Source organism: Streptosporangium sp. NPDC002721 (assembly GCF_042888905.1).
In the GTDB taxonomy this organism is placed as follows: Bacteria; Actinomycetota; Actinomycetes; order Streptosporangiales; family Streptosporangiaceae; genus Streptosporangium.
The window spans coordinates 13,927-31,203 of the sequence record NZ_JBIAQI010000044.1 but is presented as its reverse complement, the minus strand read 5'-3'; the positions used below and the strand labels follow the sequence as shown (position 1 = coordinate 31,203).

The following is a 17,277-nucleotide window of genomic DNA, read 5'->3' as shown; positions in this document are numbered from 1 at the left end:
CGATGGTTACCGAATGGTACGCACTGGAGAGCCTGAAGTCCTTCTCGACCGTCAACGCCAGTGAGGACGTCTGGCGGCCGGTTCCGTTCCACGTGCCCGAGATGCACCCGGCGGCCTCCTACGCTCTTCGCTCGGGGCTGGACGCCGCCACCGACTCTCCCTCGACCAGCCCGATCGGGGTGGTCCTTGAGGGCGGCGCCGGAAGCGGGAAGACGCACCTGATGAGCTGGCTGCGTGAGCAGGTCATCCAGCGCGACGGCTACTTCTTCCTCATGAGCGTCCTCGACGCCCGCAACTTCTGGGAGAGCGCGGTCGTGTCCGTCCAGGACGGGCTGGCCCGGGTGGGCACGGACGAGGAGACCCAGCTCAAACGGTTCCTTCGCAATCTGACGGGCCGGATGCAACTCCCGCGAAAAACTCGGCAGGCGATCATCGGTAACCAGACGGTCGCCCGCGAGGATCTCGACCTGTTCATCGAGGCCCTGCACGACATCGATCGCAAGGTCGGCAAAGAGACACAGGACGTCGCCCGGGCCCTGGTGCTCCTGGGGGCCGGCCACAACGCTCTGGTGGCCATCGGCGATTCCTACATCTGCTCGATCGCGGACGGCGAGAGCGACCGGTCGAGCTGGGGCTTCCGGCAGGTCCGCAAGTCTCCGCAGGAGATCGTCCGTGACATCTCGCGGCTGCTGGCGCTGACCGGCCCGAGTGTCGTGGCCTTCGACCAGCTCGACACGTTCATCGCGCAGAGCAGCCTCTACGTCGAGGGCGGCCCCGACCCCGCGGCGACCTCGGCGGTCCTCCAGTTCGCCCACGGGCTGACCAACCTTCGTGAGATGACCAGCCGGACCCTGACGGTTCTCTCCTGCCTGCCGGAGACGTGGACGCTCATGGAGAATCTGGCCGTCAGGAGCTTCAAGGACCGCTTCCAGAAGGCCGCGTTCCTCCGGCGCGTTCCGACCCCCGCGGTGGGGGCGGAGCTCGTCACCATGCGACTCGCGGAGCACTTCAAGGACATCGGTTTCGACCGGCCCTATCCGACGTGGCCGATCAGGCCGGAGGCCTTCGCCCAGGCTCCCTTCTACACTCCGCGCGAGGTCCTGAAACGTCTGTCCGACCACATCAGGGCGTGTCTGATACAGGGCGAGATCACCGAGCTGGACAGCCTCGGCGCGCCCTCGAACGTGGTCGATCGCACCGCGAAGACCGGTCTCGAAGAAGTGCTTCGGGGGATCGACACCAAGTTCGCGCTCCTGGCGGACTCGGCCGACGTCAGCGGAGCGCTCGATGCCGAGCTGGAGGACGCGGTTCTTCCCGGCCTGATCTCGGCGGGCCTGCGGGCCTGGATCGTGGAGCGACGCGGGACGTCCGCCCGCTACCGGGTCGATCCGTCGATGGGCCAGAAGACCTCTCTTCACGCGGGTCTCAAGCAGGTCCTGAACGAGGCGACCGAGGACGAGATCCACTGGGCGTTCCGCGGCATCGCCGCCACGCATCATCTCGCGGCGCTGACCCGGCTTCGCAAGGCGGTGCTCAAGGCCGGTCTCGCGGAGGAGAGCCCCAAGCGCCGGTTGATCATCATTCGGAACATCCCGTGGAACTCCGGGCCGGTCACCCAGGAGTCGGTCGCCGCCCTCCGCGCCAGGGGCGGCCGGGTGATCACGGCCGACGAGGAGGATCTCAGGGTGCTGTGCGCCCTGCGGGATCTCTTCGCGGAGAACCTCCCGCACTTCGACGAGTGGATCGCCGGCAGGAAACCCACCGCCAACCTCAAGCTCCTCAAGGACGCCCTGGGTGACTGGGCGGATCCGACCGCCCCGAAGGTGCCCCAAGCCCCAAAAGACCCTGAGGGGCCGCCCGCGCGGGCGAAGCCCCTGCCGACCCGTAAGGCCGGCGCCTCGAACCACTCCCCGGAACCGGTCCGCTCTCCGGAAAGCGGGCCGGTCGGAGTACCGTCGCTGACCGTGGGGCGCTCCCACGACCGCGGGCTTCCGGTCTCCGTCGAGTTGGAGACGCTCCGCAGGCACGTTGCGATCTTCGCGGGATCCGGCTCGGGAAAGACCGTTCTGATCAGGCGAATCGTCGAGGAGTGCGCTCTTCAGGGCGTCTCCTCGATCGTGCTCGACCCGAACAACGACCTCGCCCGTCTCGGTGACGCCTGGCCGGAGGAGCCTTCCGCCTGGGGCCCCGGCGACGGGGGTCTGGCGGCTCGTTACATCGCGGACACCGATGTCGTGGTCTGGACACCGCGCCGGGAGAAGGGCCGTCCACTGGCCTTCCAGCCGTTGCCCGACTTCTCCGGCGTCCGGGACGACGTCGACGAGTTCAACGAGGCCGTCCAGGCCGCCATCGCGGCGCTCGTCCCGCGGGCGAAGGCGGAAGGCAACACCGGTAGGGCCCAGGTCGCCCGGGCGGTCCTCACGGAGGCGGTCGTCCATTTCGGGAGACACAGAGGTGGCGGCCTCCACGGGCTGATCGACCTGCTCGCGGACTTCCCCGAGGATGTCAGTCAGATCAGCGGAGCGGCGAAGATCGCGGATGGGCTCGCCCAGGTGCTCCGGGCCGCCGCCGTGACCGATCCGCTGTTCGGCGGGGAAGGTGAGCCGGTCGATCCGGGGCGACTCCTCACCCCGGCCGAGGGGAAGCGGGCCCGGGTCTCGGTCATCAGTTTCGTAGGGCTGCAGAGTGACTCCGAGCGGCAGTCCTTCGTGAACCAGCTGCAGATGGCGCTGTTCGCCTGGATCAAGAAGAACCCCGCCGGTGACCTGCCCCTCGGCGGTCTCCTCGTCATGGACGAAGCGCAGACCTTCGCCCCCTCGGGCGGCATGACCGCGTGCACGCGGAGCACGCTCGCGCTGGCCTCCCAGGCCAGGAAGTACGGGCTCGGGCTGGTGTTCGCGACCCAGGCGCCCAAGGGCCTGCACAACCGGATCCCGGGCAACGCCGCCACCCAGTTCTACGGCCTGCTCAACGCGGACGTGCAGATCGAGGCGGCCAAGGCGATGGCCCGCGTCAAGGGCGGCAGTGCCGACGACATCGGTTCGCTTCGCAGCGGTCAGTTCTACGTCGCACTCGAGGGCGCGGGGTTCGAGAAGGTGCGCACACCTCTGTGTCTGACCCATCACCCCAGGGCGCCGCTGACGACCGAGGAGGTCATCACCCGAGCGAGCCGATGACCTCGCGGGCCCGTGGCGTGATCACTCGCGGGGAGGATCGTGCGCGCCGGTGAACCGATGGGCGCCGGCCGCACGATCTCTCCCACCCGCGAGACCTCCGTCGCCTGTTGCGGCTCCATGTGTCATCAAGACGATCAAAGCCGACCCGTTCGGGGGTCAGTCGTGGCAGGCGCGGCCGGGAGCGCACCCGCACGCGTCGGCGTTCCGGGCCTTGTGTGCCGGAACGGCCGCGACCGGCACCGCGCAACAGGCGTCTCCGCGCCAGGCGTCCCGTCCCTCCTTGACCGCCACGGCGGCGATGACCAGGGCGGCGACCGGGTCGGCCCACGTCCACCCCGCGACGGCGTTCAGGACCAGGCCGGCCAGCAGGACGGCGGAGAGATAGGTGCACAGCAGGGTCTGCCTGGAGTCGGCGACCGCCGACGCCGAGCCGAGTTCACGGCCCGCCCGCCGCTGGGCGGCCGACAGGAACGGCATGACCGCCAGCGACACGGCGGCCAGGACGATGCCCGGCACGGAAGGACGCGCCTCCCCCGCACCGGCCAGAGCCCGTACCGACTCGAAGGCGACGAAGGCGGCCAGCGCGAAGAAGGACAGCGCGATGATCCGCAGGGCGGTCCTCTCCCGCGCCTCGCGTACGGCGTGCTCGCGGGCGGAGAACTGCCAGGCGACCGCCGCGGCGGAGGACACCTCGATGACCGAGTCCAGCCCGAAGCCGAGGAGGGCGGCGGAGGAGGCCAGCGTCCCGGCGGTGATGGCGATCCCGGCCTCGACGACGTTGTAGGTGATCGTGGCGGCCACCAGCAGCCGTACGCGCCGGGCCAGGGCGTCGCGCCGCGCCGGAGTGGGTCCCAGGGAGACGGAGGTCATCGGCGACGTCCCTTCCCGGTCGCGCTGGGACGGATCACGACCGTCGTGGCGGCGGGCAGGTGTCGTCCGGCGCGCACGCCGGCCGACGCCCTGCCGGACCGCGCCGGTGCTCCGGCGTCGGGAACGAGAGTCAGCATTCCTCGACAGTACAGCGACTACTGAATTCAGGAAACCCTGTATTCAAAGCCGGAAGCTTCCGGGATGGGTACCGTACGGACTCCGAAGCCCTCTGATCCCATGAGTGCGCCCGCGCGAAACGGGGTCGGCCGGGCTCGCGGCGATCGGTGCGATGCCCCGGACTTCGTCCTTGGTCGCGTTCTGCTCTAACGTGCCTTTGTGTTCAAACCCCCCATAGCGGTGACCCTGGCCCTGCTCAGCGTCCTTCTCGTCTCCGGCAGGGCCGACGCTCTCACCTACCCTGTCCGGGGCGTACCCGTCCTGACCGACAACGGCCTCTACCGCGGCGGAGAGATCAAGCCCTCGAAATGCCCTGGCGGCGCGCTCAGCATCGAGAGCACCGCGGCCGCGAAGCGCACGCTGGCCGCGCTGTGGCGTTGCCTGAACACCTCGTGGTCGGCCCACGCCAAGAGGGCGAGGCTGCCCTTCGCGCCCGCCAGGCTCGTCGTCCTCACCAAGCCGGCGCGGTTCTGCGGCAAGAGCTGGAGCAAGGACCTCATCGCCCGTTACTGCCCCGCGACGAAGACGGCGGCGATCCTGGTGAACGACAAGTACTACCTGCGGACACGTGAGATCTACCACTTCCAGCATGTCGCCGGGATCTACGGCACCCATCTGCAGCACGTCAACGGCATGGAGCGCGGTTTCGAGGCGTTGCCGTCCAGGAACCAGGCCGAGCGCTTCGAGAAGGAACGACGCTGGTCACTTCAGGCGCGCTGCCTGGGGGGAGTCTTCCTGGGGAGCGTCTGGGAGACCGCGGGCGAGGGAAGCGAGGGCTGGCCCGCGCTGCTGGAACTCGTGAAGGCGAACGGCGACCACAACTCCAAGACGAGGCGCCACTTCGGCAAGGGCGGGAACATCGTCCACTGGCTCGACCGCGGCTTCAGAAGCGGGGACCCCGGTTCCTGCAACACCTGGAAGGCGTCCTCCGCACGCGTCGCCTGACGGCCGGGGCCGGCGACGGCACGCGTGCCCCCCGCAACGAGGACGGCCGGCCGGATCGACGGGCCGGCCGGGATTGCACGCTCGTTCCATTGACGAGATCTTGTGGGGGTAAACGATTCCCTCAGGAGACGACATGTTGCCCCTTCATATGCGCCGCCAGGAGTTCGAGCCCGATCCCGAGCTGGCCGCCGTCCGCGAGCAGCCCGGTCTGCAGCGCGTTCCCACGCCCTACGGCCCGGAGGCCTGGCTGGTCACCCGCTACGACGACGTGCGCCACGTGCTCAGGAACGCCGAGCTGTTCAGCTACGCCAGCGGCATCAACCTGCCGCCCATGAGCGAGGAGCAGGCCAGGCGTCTCCGCGCGGGCGCGCTGCTCATGATGGACCCGCCCGACCACACCCGGTTGCGCCGCATGCTGACCCCCGAGTTCACGATGCGCCGTATCCGCCGCCTGGAACCCCGGGTCCGCGAGATCGTCGCCGACCATCTGGACGCGATGGAACGTACCGGCGCCCCGGCCGATCTCGTCTCCCGGTTCGCCACCCCGATCCCGTCGCTGGTCATCTGCGAACTGCTCGGGGTGCCCTATGAGGACCGGGACGACTTCCAGGCCACCAGCGCCGCGCTCCTCGACTTCAACCGCCCGGCCCAGGAACGCGGGAAGGCGCAGATGGGATTGAGCGCCTACATGACCGAGCTGGTCGGGCGGGCACGGGTCGAGCCGGGCGAGGACCTGATCGGCATGCTGGTCCGCGAGCACGGCGACGACCTGACGACCGACGAGCTGGTCGGCATCGGCGGGTTGCTGCTGGTGGCCGGGCACGAGACGACGGCCAACATGATCGGCCTGGGCACGCTGGCGTTGCTGCGCCACCCCGAGCAGCTCGACCTGTTCCGCAAGGACCCGGCCAAGGTCGACGGCATGGTCGAGGAGCTGCTGCGCTGGCTGACGATCGTCCACCAGGGCGCCACCAAGGTGGCCACGGCCGACACGGAGATCTCCGGGGTGCCGATCGCGAAGGGCGACATCGTGGTGGTCTCGCTCCCGGCCGCCAACCGCGACCCGGCGCTCGCCGAGGACCTGGACCGGTTCGACATCGAACGGCGCGACCTGCCCCACGTCGCGTTCGGCTACGGCGCGCACCACTGCATCGGGGCGCCGCTGGCCCGGATGGAGATGCGCATCGCGTTCTCCGCCCTGTTCGAACGCTTCCCGGGACTACGCGAGGCGGGCGAGCCGGAGTTCCGCTCGTTCAACGTCGTGTACGGCCTGTCGGCGTTCCCCGTCGCCTGGTGAGTCCACGGTCCCGCGGGCGCCGGTCTCCACCGGCGCCCGCGGGACCTCCGGTCACCAGCTCGTGTGTCAGGCTTCGGGGATCCGGTTGACGGGGTGGTCGCCGGAGGCCCAGAGATACTGGACGGCGTACGCGCGCCAGGGACGCCAGGCGTCGGCACGGCGGGTGAGCGCCGCGGGGGTGACGGGGAGGCCGAGCCTGCGGGCGGCGACGCGGATCCCGAGGTCGGTGGGCAGGAAGGCGTCCGGGTCACCGAGGGCGCGCATCGCGATGGTCTCGACGGTCCAGGGCCCGATCCCGGGAAGCGCCGAGAGCCGCGCGCGGGCCCGGCTCCGGTCGCCTCCGGCGCCGAGGTCGATCTCACCGGACGCCAGGGCGGCGACCAGGCCGGTGAGCGTCGCGCGGCGCGTCCGGGGAAGGGCGAGACTCGCGGGATCCAGCGAGGCCAGCGCCCCGGGGGTGGGGAAGAGATAGGTGAGCCCCCCGTCGGGATCCGTGATCGGCTCGCCGTGGGCGACGACCAGCCGGGCGGCGTGGGTGCGGGCGGCCGCGGTGGACACCTGCTGCCCGAGCACCGCGCGTACGGCCAGCTCGAACCCGTCGACGGTACGGGGCACCCGGCGGCCGGGGTGCTCGTCCACCAGCGGCGCGAGCACCGGGTCCGCGCGGAGCACGTCCCCGACGGCGAGGGGGTCGGCGTCGAGGTCGAGCAGGTTCCGGCACCGGCCGATCGCGGTCGGGAGGTCACGGTGGTCACTGAGTGCCAGACGGCAGCCGACGTGGTCGGGCATCGGCCACAGGGTGACGACGCCGTGGCCGTACGGCAGGCGCATCGTGCGGCGGTACGCGCCGTCGCGCCACTCCTCCACCCCGGGCACGGCGGTCGCGGCGAGATGCCCGAACAGGTTGCCGGGGCACAGCGGAGCCCGGAACGGCAGCCGCAGCGACTCCGTCCGGTGAGCGGCCCCCGGCCGTTCGCGGGACAGTGCCGGTACGGGAAAGCCGTAATCCTCACAGCCGGATCCCACCCGGTCCGCGTGATCCCCGTAACCGGATCCCACCCGGTCCGCGCGATCCTCACAGCCGGATCCCACCTGGTCCGCGCGATCCCCGCGACCGGACCTCTCCCGGGCCGCGCGAGTCCCTGACCGGGGGTGATCCTCACGGCCGGACCCCATCCGGGTGGCCCGGTCCCGTGACCGGGAGTTCTCGTCATGCATACCCGCAGTGTCCACGACAGCGCCGGCCGTCCTGCCCGCACACCCCGGCTAGGGCGGGCCCGCGTGATCCGGGCGTCTTTCCGGGCAGGACGCAGCCATGCTCGGACGAACGAAATCTCATCACTGGGGCATGGTGCTCGACGCACCCGACGCGCAGGAGCTCGCGCGCTTCTACGCGCGCCTCCTCGACTGGAAGATCACTACGGACGAGCCCGGCTGGGCCATAGTCGCACCGGACGACGGGGTCACCTACCTGGGTTTCCAGACGTCGAAGGGCTATGTACGACCGGTCTGGCCGAACGCCGACGGCTCGCAGCAGATGATGATGCACCTCGACCTGGAGGTCGGCGACCTTCACGAGGCGGTCGCCCGCGCGGTCGAGACGGGCGCGACGGTCGCCGCCTACCAGCCGCAGGACAATGTCCGGGTCATGCTCGACCCGGCCGGGCACCCGTTCTGCCTCTATCTGGACGAGTAGCGGAAACGCGCAGGGTGTACACAGCGTGCTTGTGGAGTATGGAATCGGATTTCTTCTAATTTTTAGCGCGTATCGCAGGCCGCGGTGCCGCTATTGCGGCCGCGCGGCGAGAATCACGGCCTCCTCCACAGAAACCGTGGGGTCGGCCGGAATGGCGCACCACACCGTACGGCCACCGGCCCCGAAGTCGCGGACACCCCATTTTCCCGCCGAGAGTTCGTCGACGATGAACAGACCTCGGCCGTCCTCCGCGTCCAGGGGTGGGTCATCCCTCAGGCACGGCCCGCCGGACGCGGAACCCGGGTCGGTGACCTCCACGTATATGAGGTCGTCGGTCACCTTCAGCACGACCATGACCAGGTCCCCCGCCGGGCCGGGGGTGGAGTGCTCGACGGCGTTCGTGGTGAGCTCGGAGACGGCCAGCCGCACCTGCTCATAGGCGGGGTGATCGGGACCGAGGAGCTCGCGCACCATCGCGCGTGCACGTGAAACTGATTCAGGTTCTCTTCGCAGGAAGATCTCCCCCAGCTTTCTGGCCGTTTGCATGGTGAACGCCCTTTCGCCCTCCGGGCTTTCTCGCCTCATTGATCCGGGCCCGACAACCACCTATCGGGTATTCCAAGAATCTCAAACAACCACTACTGTCGGTAGTGACTCCGAACGCACGGTCACTACACGGATATGTGGAGCTGGTTGTGTATTCATCGAAGCGGGGCGCGCCTTTGCGAAAGGACAGAAATGACCATCCTCCCGGGCATTGGTTCCACCGTCTCCCCAAAGGAATATTTCGCCGCAGAATTCCGCAGACGTCGCAAAGAGTCAGGGCTCACTCAAAAGGAACTGGCCGATCGCATCGGGTGGTCGGTCAGCCTGGTGAGCATGGTCGAGCTCGCCCACCGGAAGGCTCCCCGGGAGATGACCGAGAAGATCGACAAGGTCCTGAAACTCGACGGCGCCCTGACGAACCTGTGGGATCTCGTCAGCCACGTGGGCAGTCAGCTGCCCGACTGGTTCCGGCCCTGGATCGAGATCGAGCGCGAGGCCGAGACCCTGCGAAGCTGGGAGCCGCTCATCGTTCCCGGCCTGCTCCAGACCCGCGACTACGCCGAGGCGATCCTGCGGAGCAAGCCCCGCATCACCCCGGAGCAGCTGGAGGAATACGTGACGGCCCGGATGGACCGCCAGGCCATCCTCGACCGGGCGAACCGCCCCATGCTCTGGGTGGTCCTCGACGAGGGCGTTCTGCTCCGTCCCGTCGGCACGGACGACGTGATGGCGGCACAGCTCGCCCACCTCGCCAAGATGGGCGAGCGCCCCGACATAGTGATCCAGATCCTTCCCCTCGACGCTCGCGCGACGACCGGCCTCACCGGAGGCTTCGTCGTCGCGCACGCGCGCAGGGGCGTGGTCAACGCGGCCTACATCGAGTCGGCCGGTGCGGGCCAGGTAACCGATCGCCCCGACGAGGTCGCCGTCCTAGCATTACGGTACGACGCGATCCGCGCCGAGGCGCTGTCCCAGCGCGAGTCGTTGAAGCTGATCAAGGAGACGACCAGAAAATGGACCTGAACCGGGAACTCGCAGAGGCGACGTGGACCAAGTCCACCCGATCGGGGAACAACGGCGGCAACTGCGTCGAGGTCGCCGGACTCTCCGGCGGACGCCGCGCCGTCCGCGACAGCAAGGACACCACCGGCCCCGCCCTCGTCTTCACCGCCACCGAATGGACCACCTTCATCGACGGCGTCAAGAACGGCACCTTCGGCTGACCCTTCCGAGCCGTCGACTGACCAGGCCGTGTCGTCAAGGCCGGGTCCCACCCCACCGGTGTGGGACCCGGCCGTGAACTGATCGCCCACCTCGCTGACGTGATCCCATGGGTTCAGCGCCGATGAACGCCGACAGGGGAGAATTCACGCACTTCGCCGATGTCGCGCGCGAGATCTCAGCTGACGGACCGTCGGCCGTTGCCGTTGCGCGTGAAGACGATGTCGGCGGATAACAGGCCGCCGTCATCCGGGCTCGTCGCGCTCGCGGAACGTCAAGTGGCAGACAAGCGCGCTCACCGTAAGTACGGGCACCCCCACCAGGATCGGCACTCCCAGTCCCCGCGAAGTGGCACGCCTGAGCGGGCGCGGTCAATGATTCTTGCTGTTTCCCTTTCCGTTCCCGCGCTGCGTCGTCTTGGGGCCCTTGTCCTTGGTCTTGTCCTTGTTGGAGTTGGGGTTGGCCTGCTTCGCGGCGGTTCCGGACGTACTCGTCCCGGTGGGGCTGGTCGCCGCCCTGGGGGCGGCGTCGGCTCGTTCATCATGGTGAGGCGTGGCGGTGGAGCGTCGCTCGTCGATCACCTGTCGCGTCCCGGGGGTACGGGTGGGCTGCGGCGTCGTGACGGGGGCGACGGCGGAGGGACCGCCCCGCTCCGACCGGCCGGACTCGCCACCTCCCCGTTCGGCGGTGACGGTGACGACGGTGGCGAGGGCGAGAACACCGGTGGCCAGGACCGCGACACCGGTCGACAGGCGCCGGCGCCCGGTGATCAACCGGCGTGCCGAGGCGCGCCCGGCCTCCCCCGTGGGACGGCGGTCGGCGTCTTCGGGAAGGCGTTGATCCGTGGGGCGACGACCGCCGACCGCATGAGGGTGGTCCATGAGATGACGGCCGGTTTCCGCATGAAGATGGTGGTCCGTGGAACGGCGATCGGCCCCGGTGGGACCGGCGGGACCGGTGGGACTCCGATCGGCGGCCGAAGGCGCGACGCGGGCGGCGGGAAAGGGCTCCACAGTGCTGTCGGCGCGAGCGGCGGGGAAGGGTGCCACGGTGCTGTCGGCGCCCCGTTCCCACAGCGTGGCCACCTCCTCCAGCTGTCTCCGGGCGCGGACGGCGCCGGTGCGGCGGGCGGGGTCCTTGTCGAGCAGGCCGGCGATCACGGGCGCCAGGGGCCCGGCGTGCCGGAACGGTTCGGGGTCGGCCGTCAGCACGGCGGCGAGGGTGGCCAGCGCGGTCCCGCGCCCGAACGCGGAGCGGCCCTCCGCGGCGGCGTACAGGGTGGCCCCGAAGGACCACAGGTCGCTCTCCGCGCTGGAGGCGACGCCGCCGGCGCGCTCGGGGGCGATGTAGGCGGGCGTGCCCACCACCATTCCGGTCCTGGTGAGTGACACGTCCTCGTCGACGGCGGTGGCCAGCCCGAAGTCGGTCAGGATCGCGTGCCCGTCGTCGGTGAGCAGGATGTTGGCGGGTTTCACGTCGCGGTGCATGACCCCGGCCGCGTGGGCGGCCTCCAGCGCCGACAGCACCTCCAGCCCGACGCGCGCGACGGCGGGCGCGGGCAGCGGCCCCTCCTTCGCGATCACCTCGGCGAGGTCGCGTGAGCGTACGAGCTGCATCACGATCCACAGGCGGCCGTCGGCCCGCACCACGTCGTACACCGCGGCGATGTTGGGATGGTTCAGCCGCGCGGCGAGGCGCGCCTCCCGCATGGTGCGCTCCAGCAGGACCTCGCGCTCCGGCCCGGCCAGGTGGTCAGGGATCGCGACCTCCTTGACGGCCACCTCACGATGGAGGAGGTCGTCACGGGCGCGCCACACCGTCGCCGTGCCGCCCCTGCCCAGCCCTGCCACCAAGCGGTACCGCCCGGCCAGCAGCCACCCGTCGTGCCGCGAAGAAGACATGGGGCATGCCTACCCGATGATTGATCCTGCATGTCGCCGGTATCACCGCATCTGACACCTACCGGTTATCGGATCGTCCCTCAGCGCCGCCCGCCGTCATCCCGCGCCCATCATGCGGCTCTCCCAGGCCCAGGCCGCGATCTCGACCCGGTTGCGTACGCCGAGCTTGGCCATGATGCCCGAGACGTACCCCTTGATCGTGCTCAGCGAGATGAACAGCTCGTCGGCGATCTCCTGGTTGGTGCGTCCCCTGCCGATCGCCTGGACGATCTCGGTCTCCCGCGCGGTCAGGGGCTGGGCGGGCGCGCGGGCCCCGGTCCCGGCCCCGCGGTCGGCGAGGTGGCGCAGCAACCGCAGCGTGATGGACGGCGAGATGAGCGCGTCCCCGGTGTACGCGGCCCGCACGGCCTCGACCAGCAGGGTGGGACCGGCGTCCTTCAGCACGAATCCCGCCGCACCGCAGCGCAGCGCGCCGTGGACGTACTCGTCCAGGTCGAAGGTGGTGACCATGACCACCCTGGGCGGGGTTCCGGCCAGGGCGCGGGCGACCTCGATCCCGTCGAGACGGGGCATCTGGATGTCCACCAGGCACACGTCCGGGCTCGTCCTGCGGGCCTGCTCGATCGCCTCCACGCCGTCGCCCGCCTCGGCGACCACGACGATGTCGGGCTGGTCCTCAAGGATGATCCGCAGGCTGGCCCGGATCATCGCCTGGTCGTCGGCCAGCAGCACCCGGATGGTCATCGTCGCTTCCCGGCGGGCACGGGCGGTGTCATCGACGTTCGCCGGTGGGGACGGTCGCGCGGACGGACCAGCCGGAGCCGGGGCGGGGTCCGGCGGTCAGGGTGCCGCCGAGGGCTTCGACGCGTTCACGCATTCCGATGAGACCGTATCCGGCGAGACCGTAACCGGCGCGGCGGTAGCGGCGGGCAGGCACCTGCGGGGCGTCGTCCTCGACCTCGACCGTGACGGTCCTCTCGTGCTGGGTGATGCCGACGGTGACCGTACGGGCGTGCGGGGCGTGCCGGGAGACGTTGGTCAGCGCCTCCCGCACGATCCGGTACACGGTGCTGCTCACCTGGGGCGGCCAGCCGGTCGGCTCGGCGTCCAGCCGCAGGTGCGCCCGGCGGCCCTGGCTCCCGAAGCCCTCGACCAGCTCGCCGAGCCGTTCACGGTCCTGGATCGGCTCACCGAGCCGTTCGCGGCCCCCGGTCAGTGCGTCGAGCCGTTCGCGGCCCTTAGCCAGTTCGTCGAACCGTTCGCGGTCCTGGATCGGCTCACCGAGCCGTTCACGGCCCCCGGTCAGCTCGTCGAGCCGTTCGCGGCCCTCGGCGGCGGGAGCGGTGTCGCGCAGCAGGCCGACCACGTGGCGGGTGGCCGCGAGGGCCTCCGACCCCGCGGCCTCGATGTCGGCGAGGGACCCGGCCGTCCTCTCCGGGTGCCTGGCGGTGACGAGCCGGGCGGCCTGGGCCTGGAGCACGATGCTGGTGACGTGGTGGGCGACGACGTCGTGCAGCTCCCTGGCCAGCTCAAGGCGTTCGTCACGCCGTACCCGCTCAGCGACCGCGCGGTGACGGGCGGCGAGCAGCCGGTGGCCGCCCCCGAGCGCCAGGGCGGCGAGCCAGAGCAGGCCGCTCAGCACCGGCACGGCCGAGCCGGGGGCGGCGAGGAAGCCGCCCGCCACCACGGCCGGCCCTGCGGCGGCCACCGCGCAGGCGCTGCGGACGGGCAGCCTCCTGACCGCGGAACCCGCGAGCACCGCCAGCCCCAGGGACGCGGCGGGGCTGGGTTCGGCGGGCAGGTGGGCGAGGCGGGTGGCGAGGACGGCGAGCGCGGCCACGGCCAGGCCCGCGACGGCGGTCCACAACGGGGAGCGGCGGCGCGCCAGGGCGAGCGCGCACACCGAGACGGCGACCGTCGCGCCGAACGGCCAGTATCCGGCGCCCCAGCTGGTGGCGACCTGGTACGCCTGGAAGGCCACGGCCACCGCGAACACGGCGCCGAGACCGACGCCGGTCGCCGCCCCGGACCCGAACACGGCGCCGAGACCGATACCGCCCGTCGCCCCGGGCCGGCTGGACCGATCGGGAACACGCACGACGTCCAGGCTAGATGAGGCACCCCACCGGCCCGTACCGGCCGAAAGTACTGTCCTCTCCCTGCTTTCCGCCGATGCCGGGGCGGATCGGAGTCCGCAGGATGAGGTCCCATGCCACATGAAACGCTCCCCCCGACACCGGAAACCACGGGACCGGAAGCCACGGGACCCGGGCGGCTCGCGACGACCTCCTCCGGCCGGCCGCGGGTCGCCGCGCTCGACGTGCTGCGCGGGTTCGCCCTGTGCGGGATCCTGCTCGCCAACGTGAAGCCGATCGCCCACATGCTCCACACCGCACAGGTCGACCAGGCCGTGGTGGGGGTGGCGGGGCAGGACGACTCCTGGCTGGGGCTGGGGCTCTTCGTCGACCAGCGCTTCTTCCCGATCTTCTCCCTGCTGTTCGGCGTCGGGTTCTCGCTGCTGCTGGACTCCGCCACGGGACGCGTCCCCAGGCCGCGGGTGCTCCTGCTGCGCCGCCTGCTGGTCCTGCTCGCGGTGGGCCTGGCCCACATGTTCTTGCTGTGGCGGGGGGACATCCTCACCATCTACGCCGTCGTCGGCCTGGTGGTGCTGCTGCCCTCGACCTGGCTGCCGCGCCGGGCCGTCGCGGTCCTCGCCGCCGTCCTCGTCGTGACGCCGCTCGTCCTCGACAGCAACGGCGTTCCGCTGGTGCCCGGACTGTTCCTGCTGGGCTCGGCGCTGACCCGGTACGGCGTGGTCGGCCGGATGGAGCACTCCGTCCGCGTCCCGGCCGTGCTGGGCCTGCTCTTCGCGGCGGGGGCGGTGCCCGCCGTGTGGCTGCAGGTCGGGACGGAGGCCGGCGAGCCGTACTTCAACACCTGGTTCGGTCTCGCCGGGTTGCTGATGGCGGGCGTCTACGTGTGCGTCCTGCTGCTCCTGCTCAGAACGCCGCTCCGGCCGGTGCTGCGGGGGGTCTTCGCGCCACTGGGCCGGATGGCGCTGACCAACTACCTGTCGGCCACGCTCCTCGTCCTGCTGGCCGCCCGCCTCGTCGGCAGCCCGCCGGACGGCTGGTCGTCGGCGACGGTGCTCCTGATCGCCGGAGCCGTTCTCGTCCCCCAGTGGCTGGTGTCCACGCTCTGGCTGCGCCGCCACCGCCAGGGCCCGCTGGAATGGCTCTGGCGCCAGGCCACCTGGGGCCCGGCGAGAACCCGGCGATGAGTGTTTCACCGGAAACCGCGACATGGCTTTCGACGAACGGCCCCCGCCGCCTCGTCGAGGAGCACGCGAAACGTCGAGGAGCACGCGAAACGCACACCCCGGAGGGGCCCGGCACCTCGCTCCGGACGCTCCCGTGGACACGCTCCCATATCCCAGAAGAGCGCTTTTTCCTATTCTCTTCCCATGGAACTAGCGGAGATCCATACCTACCCCATCAAGTCCGTCAAAGGCCTCCCCTGCTCGTCCGCCCGAGTCCTCCCCTGGGGGCTGGAAGGCGACCGCCGCTGGGCCGTGGTGGACCCGCTGGGAGACCTGATCTGGGTGGGCGAACACCCCCGGCTCCTCTCGGTCTCGGCCGCGGAGACACCCGAAGGCGGCCTCCGCCTGTCGGCGAGGGGCATGGGCGAGCTCAAGGTCCCCCCGGCCACCGGCGACATGCTCGCGCTGGGTTTCTCCAACCTCGACCGAGCCGTGCTCGCCCACGCCGACGCCCACGAATGGTTCACCCGCCTGCTCGGCAAGCCCGCCCGCCTCGTCTGGGTGGACGACCCCGGACGCCGGACCGTCACCGAGAAGCAGGGCGGCCTCTGGGACGGCCCCCTTCTGCTCGTCTCCAGGAGCTCGCTCCGGCGCCTGGACGACTGGATCGCCGAAGGTGCCCTGGAACGCCAGGAGCACCCCCCGGACCCCCTCGAACTCGCCCGCTTCCGGCCCAATGCCGTCATCGACGGCGCGGAGCCCTTCGCGGAGGACGCCTGGACGTCGGTCCGCATCGGCGAGGTCGACTTCCGCGTCTCGACGTTGTGCGACCGCTGCGCCGTCACCACCTGGGACCCGGCCACCCAGGACGGCGGCAAGGAACCCATGAGAACCCTGTCCAAACACCGCCGCTGGGACGGGAACACCTGGTTCGGCGTCCGTCTGGTGCCCAGGACCCTCGGCGAGCTGAGAGTCGGCGACGAGGTCCGGCCGGGCTAGCCGCCGCCACGGCGGCTGTGTACCGTCCGGGAGTGGGCGAAGAACACTGGGTCAGACCTTACGTGCGCAGGTTGCGTGACGGCAGACTGATCGCGGTAGCCGGTCACTACCGAAGATCCCGCGGCAGGAAGGCCGTGGTGGCCGGAGGCGTCGGGGTCGGCCTGGTGCTCCTCGGTCTCCTGACCCTCATCCTCATCGCCCTGCCCGACACCCCGGCCGTCTCCCCCTCTCCCGAACCGGTGGCTTCGGTTCAGGTGGAAGCACCGCCCGAACCCGTCATCGAGACACCGCCCGAGCCGGTGACCGAACCGCCCCCGCCCGAGCCGACGTGACGGACCTCCTTTCGACCGGCCTGTCGTCAACGAGCCCGTGAAGGCACATCGGGCCGGCGGAGACCGGGGGCCACTCTGTGGATCCATGCCGTCGATCGCCTTAGCCTGGAGCGATGTCGGTCGGAGGTACGGCGGCGTACGCCGGTCTCACGGGATTACCCCCGTTGGTCAGACGTGCGCTCCAGGCGGCCCGGCAGGCGGGCTTCGCCCCCTCCTGCCGTCCTGAGCAGGGACGGCTGCTGTACGCCCTGGCGGCCGGCGCCGAGGTGATCGGGGAGACCGGCACCGGGTGCGGGGTGGGCCTGGCGTGGCTGGCCTCGGGCGCCCGGCCGGAGACCCGCCTGGTCAGCGTCGAACAGGACGCGCATCGAGCCTCCCTGGCGGCCCGGGTCTTCCTCGATCATCCGCAGGTCTCGGTGATCTGTGGTGACTGGCGGGAGATCCACCGGGACGGGCCGTACGACCTGCTCGTGCTCGACGGAGGGGGTCAGGGCAAGAGCGGCGAGGAGCCGGCCGATCCGCACAGGCTGCTCAGGCCGGGAGGCACGCTGGTCGTCGACGACCTGACCCCGGCCCTGCACTGGCCGCCGCGATTCGGCGGCGCTGTCGACCGGGCGCGGATGCACTGGCTCGCCCACCCCGGACTGGACGCGGCGGAACTCCGGCTCGCACCGGATCTGGCCGCGCTCGTGGCCACTCGTCGTCCCACCGGAACGTCCGGCACCGCGGATCACTGAACCGGGCCACGTAGCCGGATCCCGATCGAGGTGACGTCGGCGGTGCCCCGGTGGATCCGTTCGCGCTCATCGGTGCGCGGGGGGCTTTCGACGTACCGGACGACGAGTGGCCGGAATTGGT

General features: G+C 70.7%; 16 protein-coding genes. 10 read left to right on the top strand and 6 right to left on the bottom strand.

All coding sequences use genetic code 11. The features are described 5' to 3' along the window. Positions 1–2 precede the first annotated feature (2 nt). Positions 3–3,176, top strand: a complete 3,174-nt coding sequence (locus ACFYWM_RS40875) for an ATP-binding protein (protein WP_389926011.1) — start codon at positions 3–5, stop codon at positions 3,174–3,176. 156 nt (positions 3,177–3,332) lie between these two features. Here the strand turns inward: ACFYWM_RS40875 and ACFYWM_RS40870 are convergent, their stop codons facing one another. Next, positions 3,333–4,046, bottom strand: coding sequence for a cation transporter (locus ACFYWM_RS40870; protein ID WP_389926008.1), 714 nt, complete (start codon positions 4,044–4,046; stop codon positions 3,333–3,335). Positions 4,047–4,382: 336 nt separating this feature from the next. Between ACFYWM_RS40870 and ACFYWM_RS40865 the strand changes: the two genes are divergently transcribed. Then, positions 4,383–5,168, top strand: coding sequence for a hypothetical protein (locus ACFYWM_RS40865; protein WP_389926006.1), 786 nt, complete (start codon positions 4,383–4,385; stop codon positions 5,166–5,168). Between the two features lie 133 nt (positions 5,169–5,301). Next, positions 5,302–6,465, top strand: coding sequence for a cytochrome P450 (locus ACFYWM_RS40860; protein WP_389926004.1), 1,164 nt, complete (start codon positions 5,302–5,304; stop codon positions 6,463–6,465). A 66-nt stretch (positions 6,466–6,531) separates the two neighbouring features. Here ACFYWM_RS40860 and ACFYWM_RS40855 read toward each other — a convergent pair whose 3' ends face one another. Continuing rightward, positions 6,532–7,491, bottom strand: coding sequence for a DNA-3-methyladenine glycosylase family protein (locus tag ACFYWM_RS40855; RefSeq protein WP_389926002.1), 960 nt, complete (start codon positions 7,489–7,491; stop codon positions 6,532–6,534). Between the two features lie 322 nt (positions 7,492–7,813). On the opposite strand from ACFYWM_RS40855, the gene ACFYWM_RS40850 reads away from it, so the two are divergent. Further along, positions 7,814–8,161, top strand: coding sequence for a VOC family protein (locus ACFYWM_RS40850; protein ID WP_389925999.1), 348 nt, complete (start codon positions 7,814–7,816; stop codon positions 8,159–8,161). A gap of 90 nt (positions 8,162–8,251) precedes the next feature. Here ACFYWM_RS40850 and ACFYWM_RS40845 read toward each other — a convergent pair whose 3' ends face one another. Beyond that, positions 8,252–8,707, bottom strand: coding sequence for an ATP-binding protein (locus tag ACFYWM_RS40845; RefSeq protein WP_389925997.1), 456 nt, complete (start codon positions 8,705–8,707; stop codon positions 8,252–8,254). Positions 8,708–8,842: 135 nt separating this feature from the next. Here ACFYWM_RS40845 and ACFYWM_RS40840 point away from each other — a divergent pair, with 135 nt between their 5' ends. Next, the gene (locus ACFYWM_RS40840) at positions 8,843–9,730 is read left to right on the top strand and encodes a helix-turn-helix transcriptional regulator (protein WP_389925994.1); all 888 of its coding nucleotides are present in this window, start codon (positions 8,843–8,845) and stop codon (positions 9,728–9,730) included. Further along, complete coding sequence (locus ACFYWM_RS40835) at positions 9,721–9,930, top strand: DUF397 domain-containing protein (RefSeq protein ID WP_389925991.1); 210 nt, start codon at positions 9,721–9,723, stop codon at positions 9,928–9,930. The genes ACFYWM_RS40840 and ACFYWM_RS40835 overlap by 10 nt, the downstream gene beginning before the upstream one ends. A 369-nt stretch (positions 9,931–10,299) precedes the next feature. On the opposite strand, the gene ACFYWM_RS40830 is transcribed toward ACFYWM_RS40835, so the two are convergent. The 3 genes from ACFYWM_RS40830 to ACFYWM_RS40820 form a co-directional block, all read right to left on the bottom strand. Further along, a complete protein-coding gene (locus ACFYWM_RS40830; RefSeq protein WP_389925988.1) occupies positions 10,300–11,829 on the bottom strand; it encodes a serine/threonine-protein kinase in 1,530 nt (509 codons plus the stop codon). Positions 11,830–11,925: 96 nt separating this feature from the next. Next, complete coding sequence (locus tag ACFYWM_RS40825; protein WP_389925985.1) at positions 11,926–12,573, bottom strand: response regulator; 648 nt, start codon at positions 12,571–12,573, stop codon at positions 11,926–11,928. A 28-nt stretch (positions 12,574–12,601) separates the two neighbouring features. Beyond that, a complete protein-coding gene (locus ACFYWM_RS40820) occupies positions 12,602–13,927 on the bottom strand; it encodes a sensor histidine kinase (RefSeq protein ID WP_389925982.1) in 1,326 nt (441 codons plus the stop codon). 111 nt (positions 13,928–14,038) lie between these two features. Between ACFYWM_RS40820 and ACFYWM_RS40815 the strand changes: the two genes are divergently transcribed. The 4 genes from ACFYWM_RS40815 to ACFYWM_RS40800 all read left to right on the top strand — a co-directional run bounded on the left by ACFYWM_RS40815 (position 14,039) and on the right by ACFYWM_RS40800 (position 17,156). Beyond that, entirely contained in the window at positions 14,039–15,109 is a 1,071-nt protein-coding gene (locus tag ACFYWM_RS40815) for a DUF418 domain-containing protein (RefSeq protein WP_389925979.1), read from the top strand. Positions 15,110–15,292: 183 nt separating this feature from the next. After that, the gene (locus ACFYWM_RS40810) at positions 15,293–16,087 is read left to right on the top strand and encodes an MOSC domain-containing protein (protein ID WP_389925976.1); all 795 of its coding nucleotides are present in this window, start codon (positions 15,293–15,295) and stop codon (positions 16,085–16,087) included. 32 nt (positions 16,088–16,119) lie between these two features. Continuing rightward, the gene (locus tag ACFYWM_RS40805) at positions 16,120–16,419 is read left to right on the top strand and encodes a hypothetical protein (protein WP_389925974.1); all 300 of its coding nucleotides are present in this window, start codon (positions 16,120–16,122) and stop codon (positions 16,417–16,419) included. A 164-nt stretch (positions 16,420–16,583) separates the two neighbouring features. Then, positions 16,584–17,156 (top strand): O-methyltransferase, encoded by a 573-nt coding sequence (locus tag ACFYWM_RS40800; RefSeq protein ID WP_389925971.1) that lies wholly within the window; start codon positions 16,584–16,586, stop codon positions 17,154–17,156. The last annotated feature ends 121 nt before the right edge of the window (positions 17,157–17,277 follow it).

What these genes read in the sequence shown, in the direction of transcription:
- ACFYWM_RS40875 (WP_389926011.1), top strand. Translation starts at nt 3, where the DNA reads ATGGTTACCGAATGGTACGCACTGGAGAGCCTGAAGTCCTTCTCGACC.
- ACFYWM_RS40870 (WP_389926008.1), bottom strand. Translation starts at nt 4,046, where the DNA reads ATGACCTCCGTCTCCCTGGGACCCACTCCGGCGCGGCGCGACGCCCTG.
- ACFYWM_RS40860 (WP_389926004.1), top strand. Translation starts at nt 5,302, where the DNA reads ATGTTGCCCCTTCATATGCGCCGCCAGGAGTTCGAGCCCGATCCCGAG.
- ACFYWM_RS40850 (WP_389925999.1), top strand. Translation starts at nt 7,814, where the DNA reads ATGGTGCTCGACGCACCCGACGCGCAGGAGCTCGCGCGCTTCTACGCG.
- ACFYWM_RS40845 (WP_389925997.1), bottom strand. Translation starts at nt 8,707, where the DNA reads ATGCAAACGGCCAGAAAGCTGGGGGAGATCTTCCTGCGAAGAGAACCT.
- ACFYWM_RS40840 (WP_389925994.1), top strand. Translation starts at nt 8,843, where the DNA reads ATGTGGAGCTGGTTGTGTATTCATCGAAGCGGGGCGCGCCTTTGCGAA.
- ACFYWM_RS40835 (WP_389925991.1), top strand. Translation starts at nt 9,721, where the DNA reads ATGGACCTGAACCGGGAACTCGCAGAGGCGACGTGGACCAAGTCCACC.
- ACFYWM_RS40830 (WP_389925988.1), bottom strand. Translation starts at nt 11,829, where the DNA reads ATGTCTTCTTCGCGGCACGACGGGTGGCTGCTGGCCGGGCGGTACCGC.
- ACFYWM_RS40825 (WP_389925985.1), bottom strand. Translation starts at nt 12,573, where the DNA reads ATGACCATCCGGGTGCTGCTGGCCGACGACCAGGCGATGATCCGGGCC.
- ACFYWM_RS40815 (WP_389925979.1), top strand. Translation starts at nt 14,039, where the DNA reads ATGCCACATGAAACGCTCCCCCCGACACCGGAAACCACGGGACCGGAA.
- ACFYWM_RS40810 (WP_389925976.1), top strand. Translation starts at nt 15,293, where the DNA reads ATGGAACTAGCGGAGATCCATACCTACCCCATCAAGTCCGTCAAAGGC.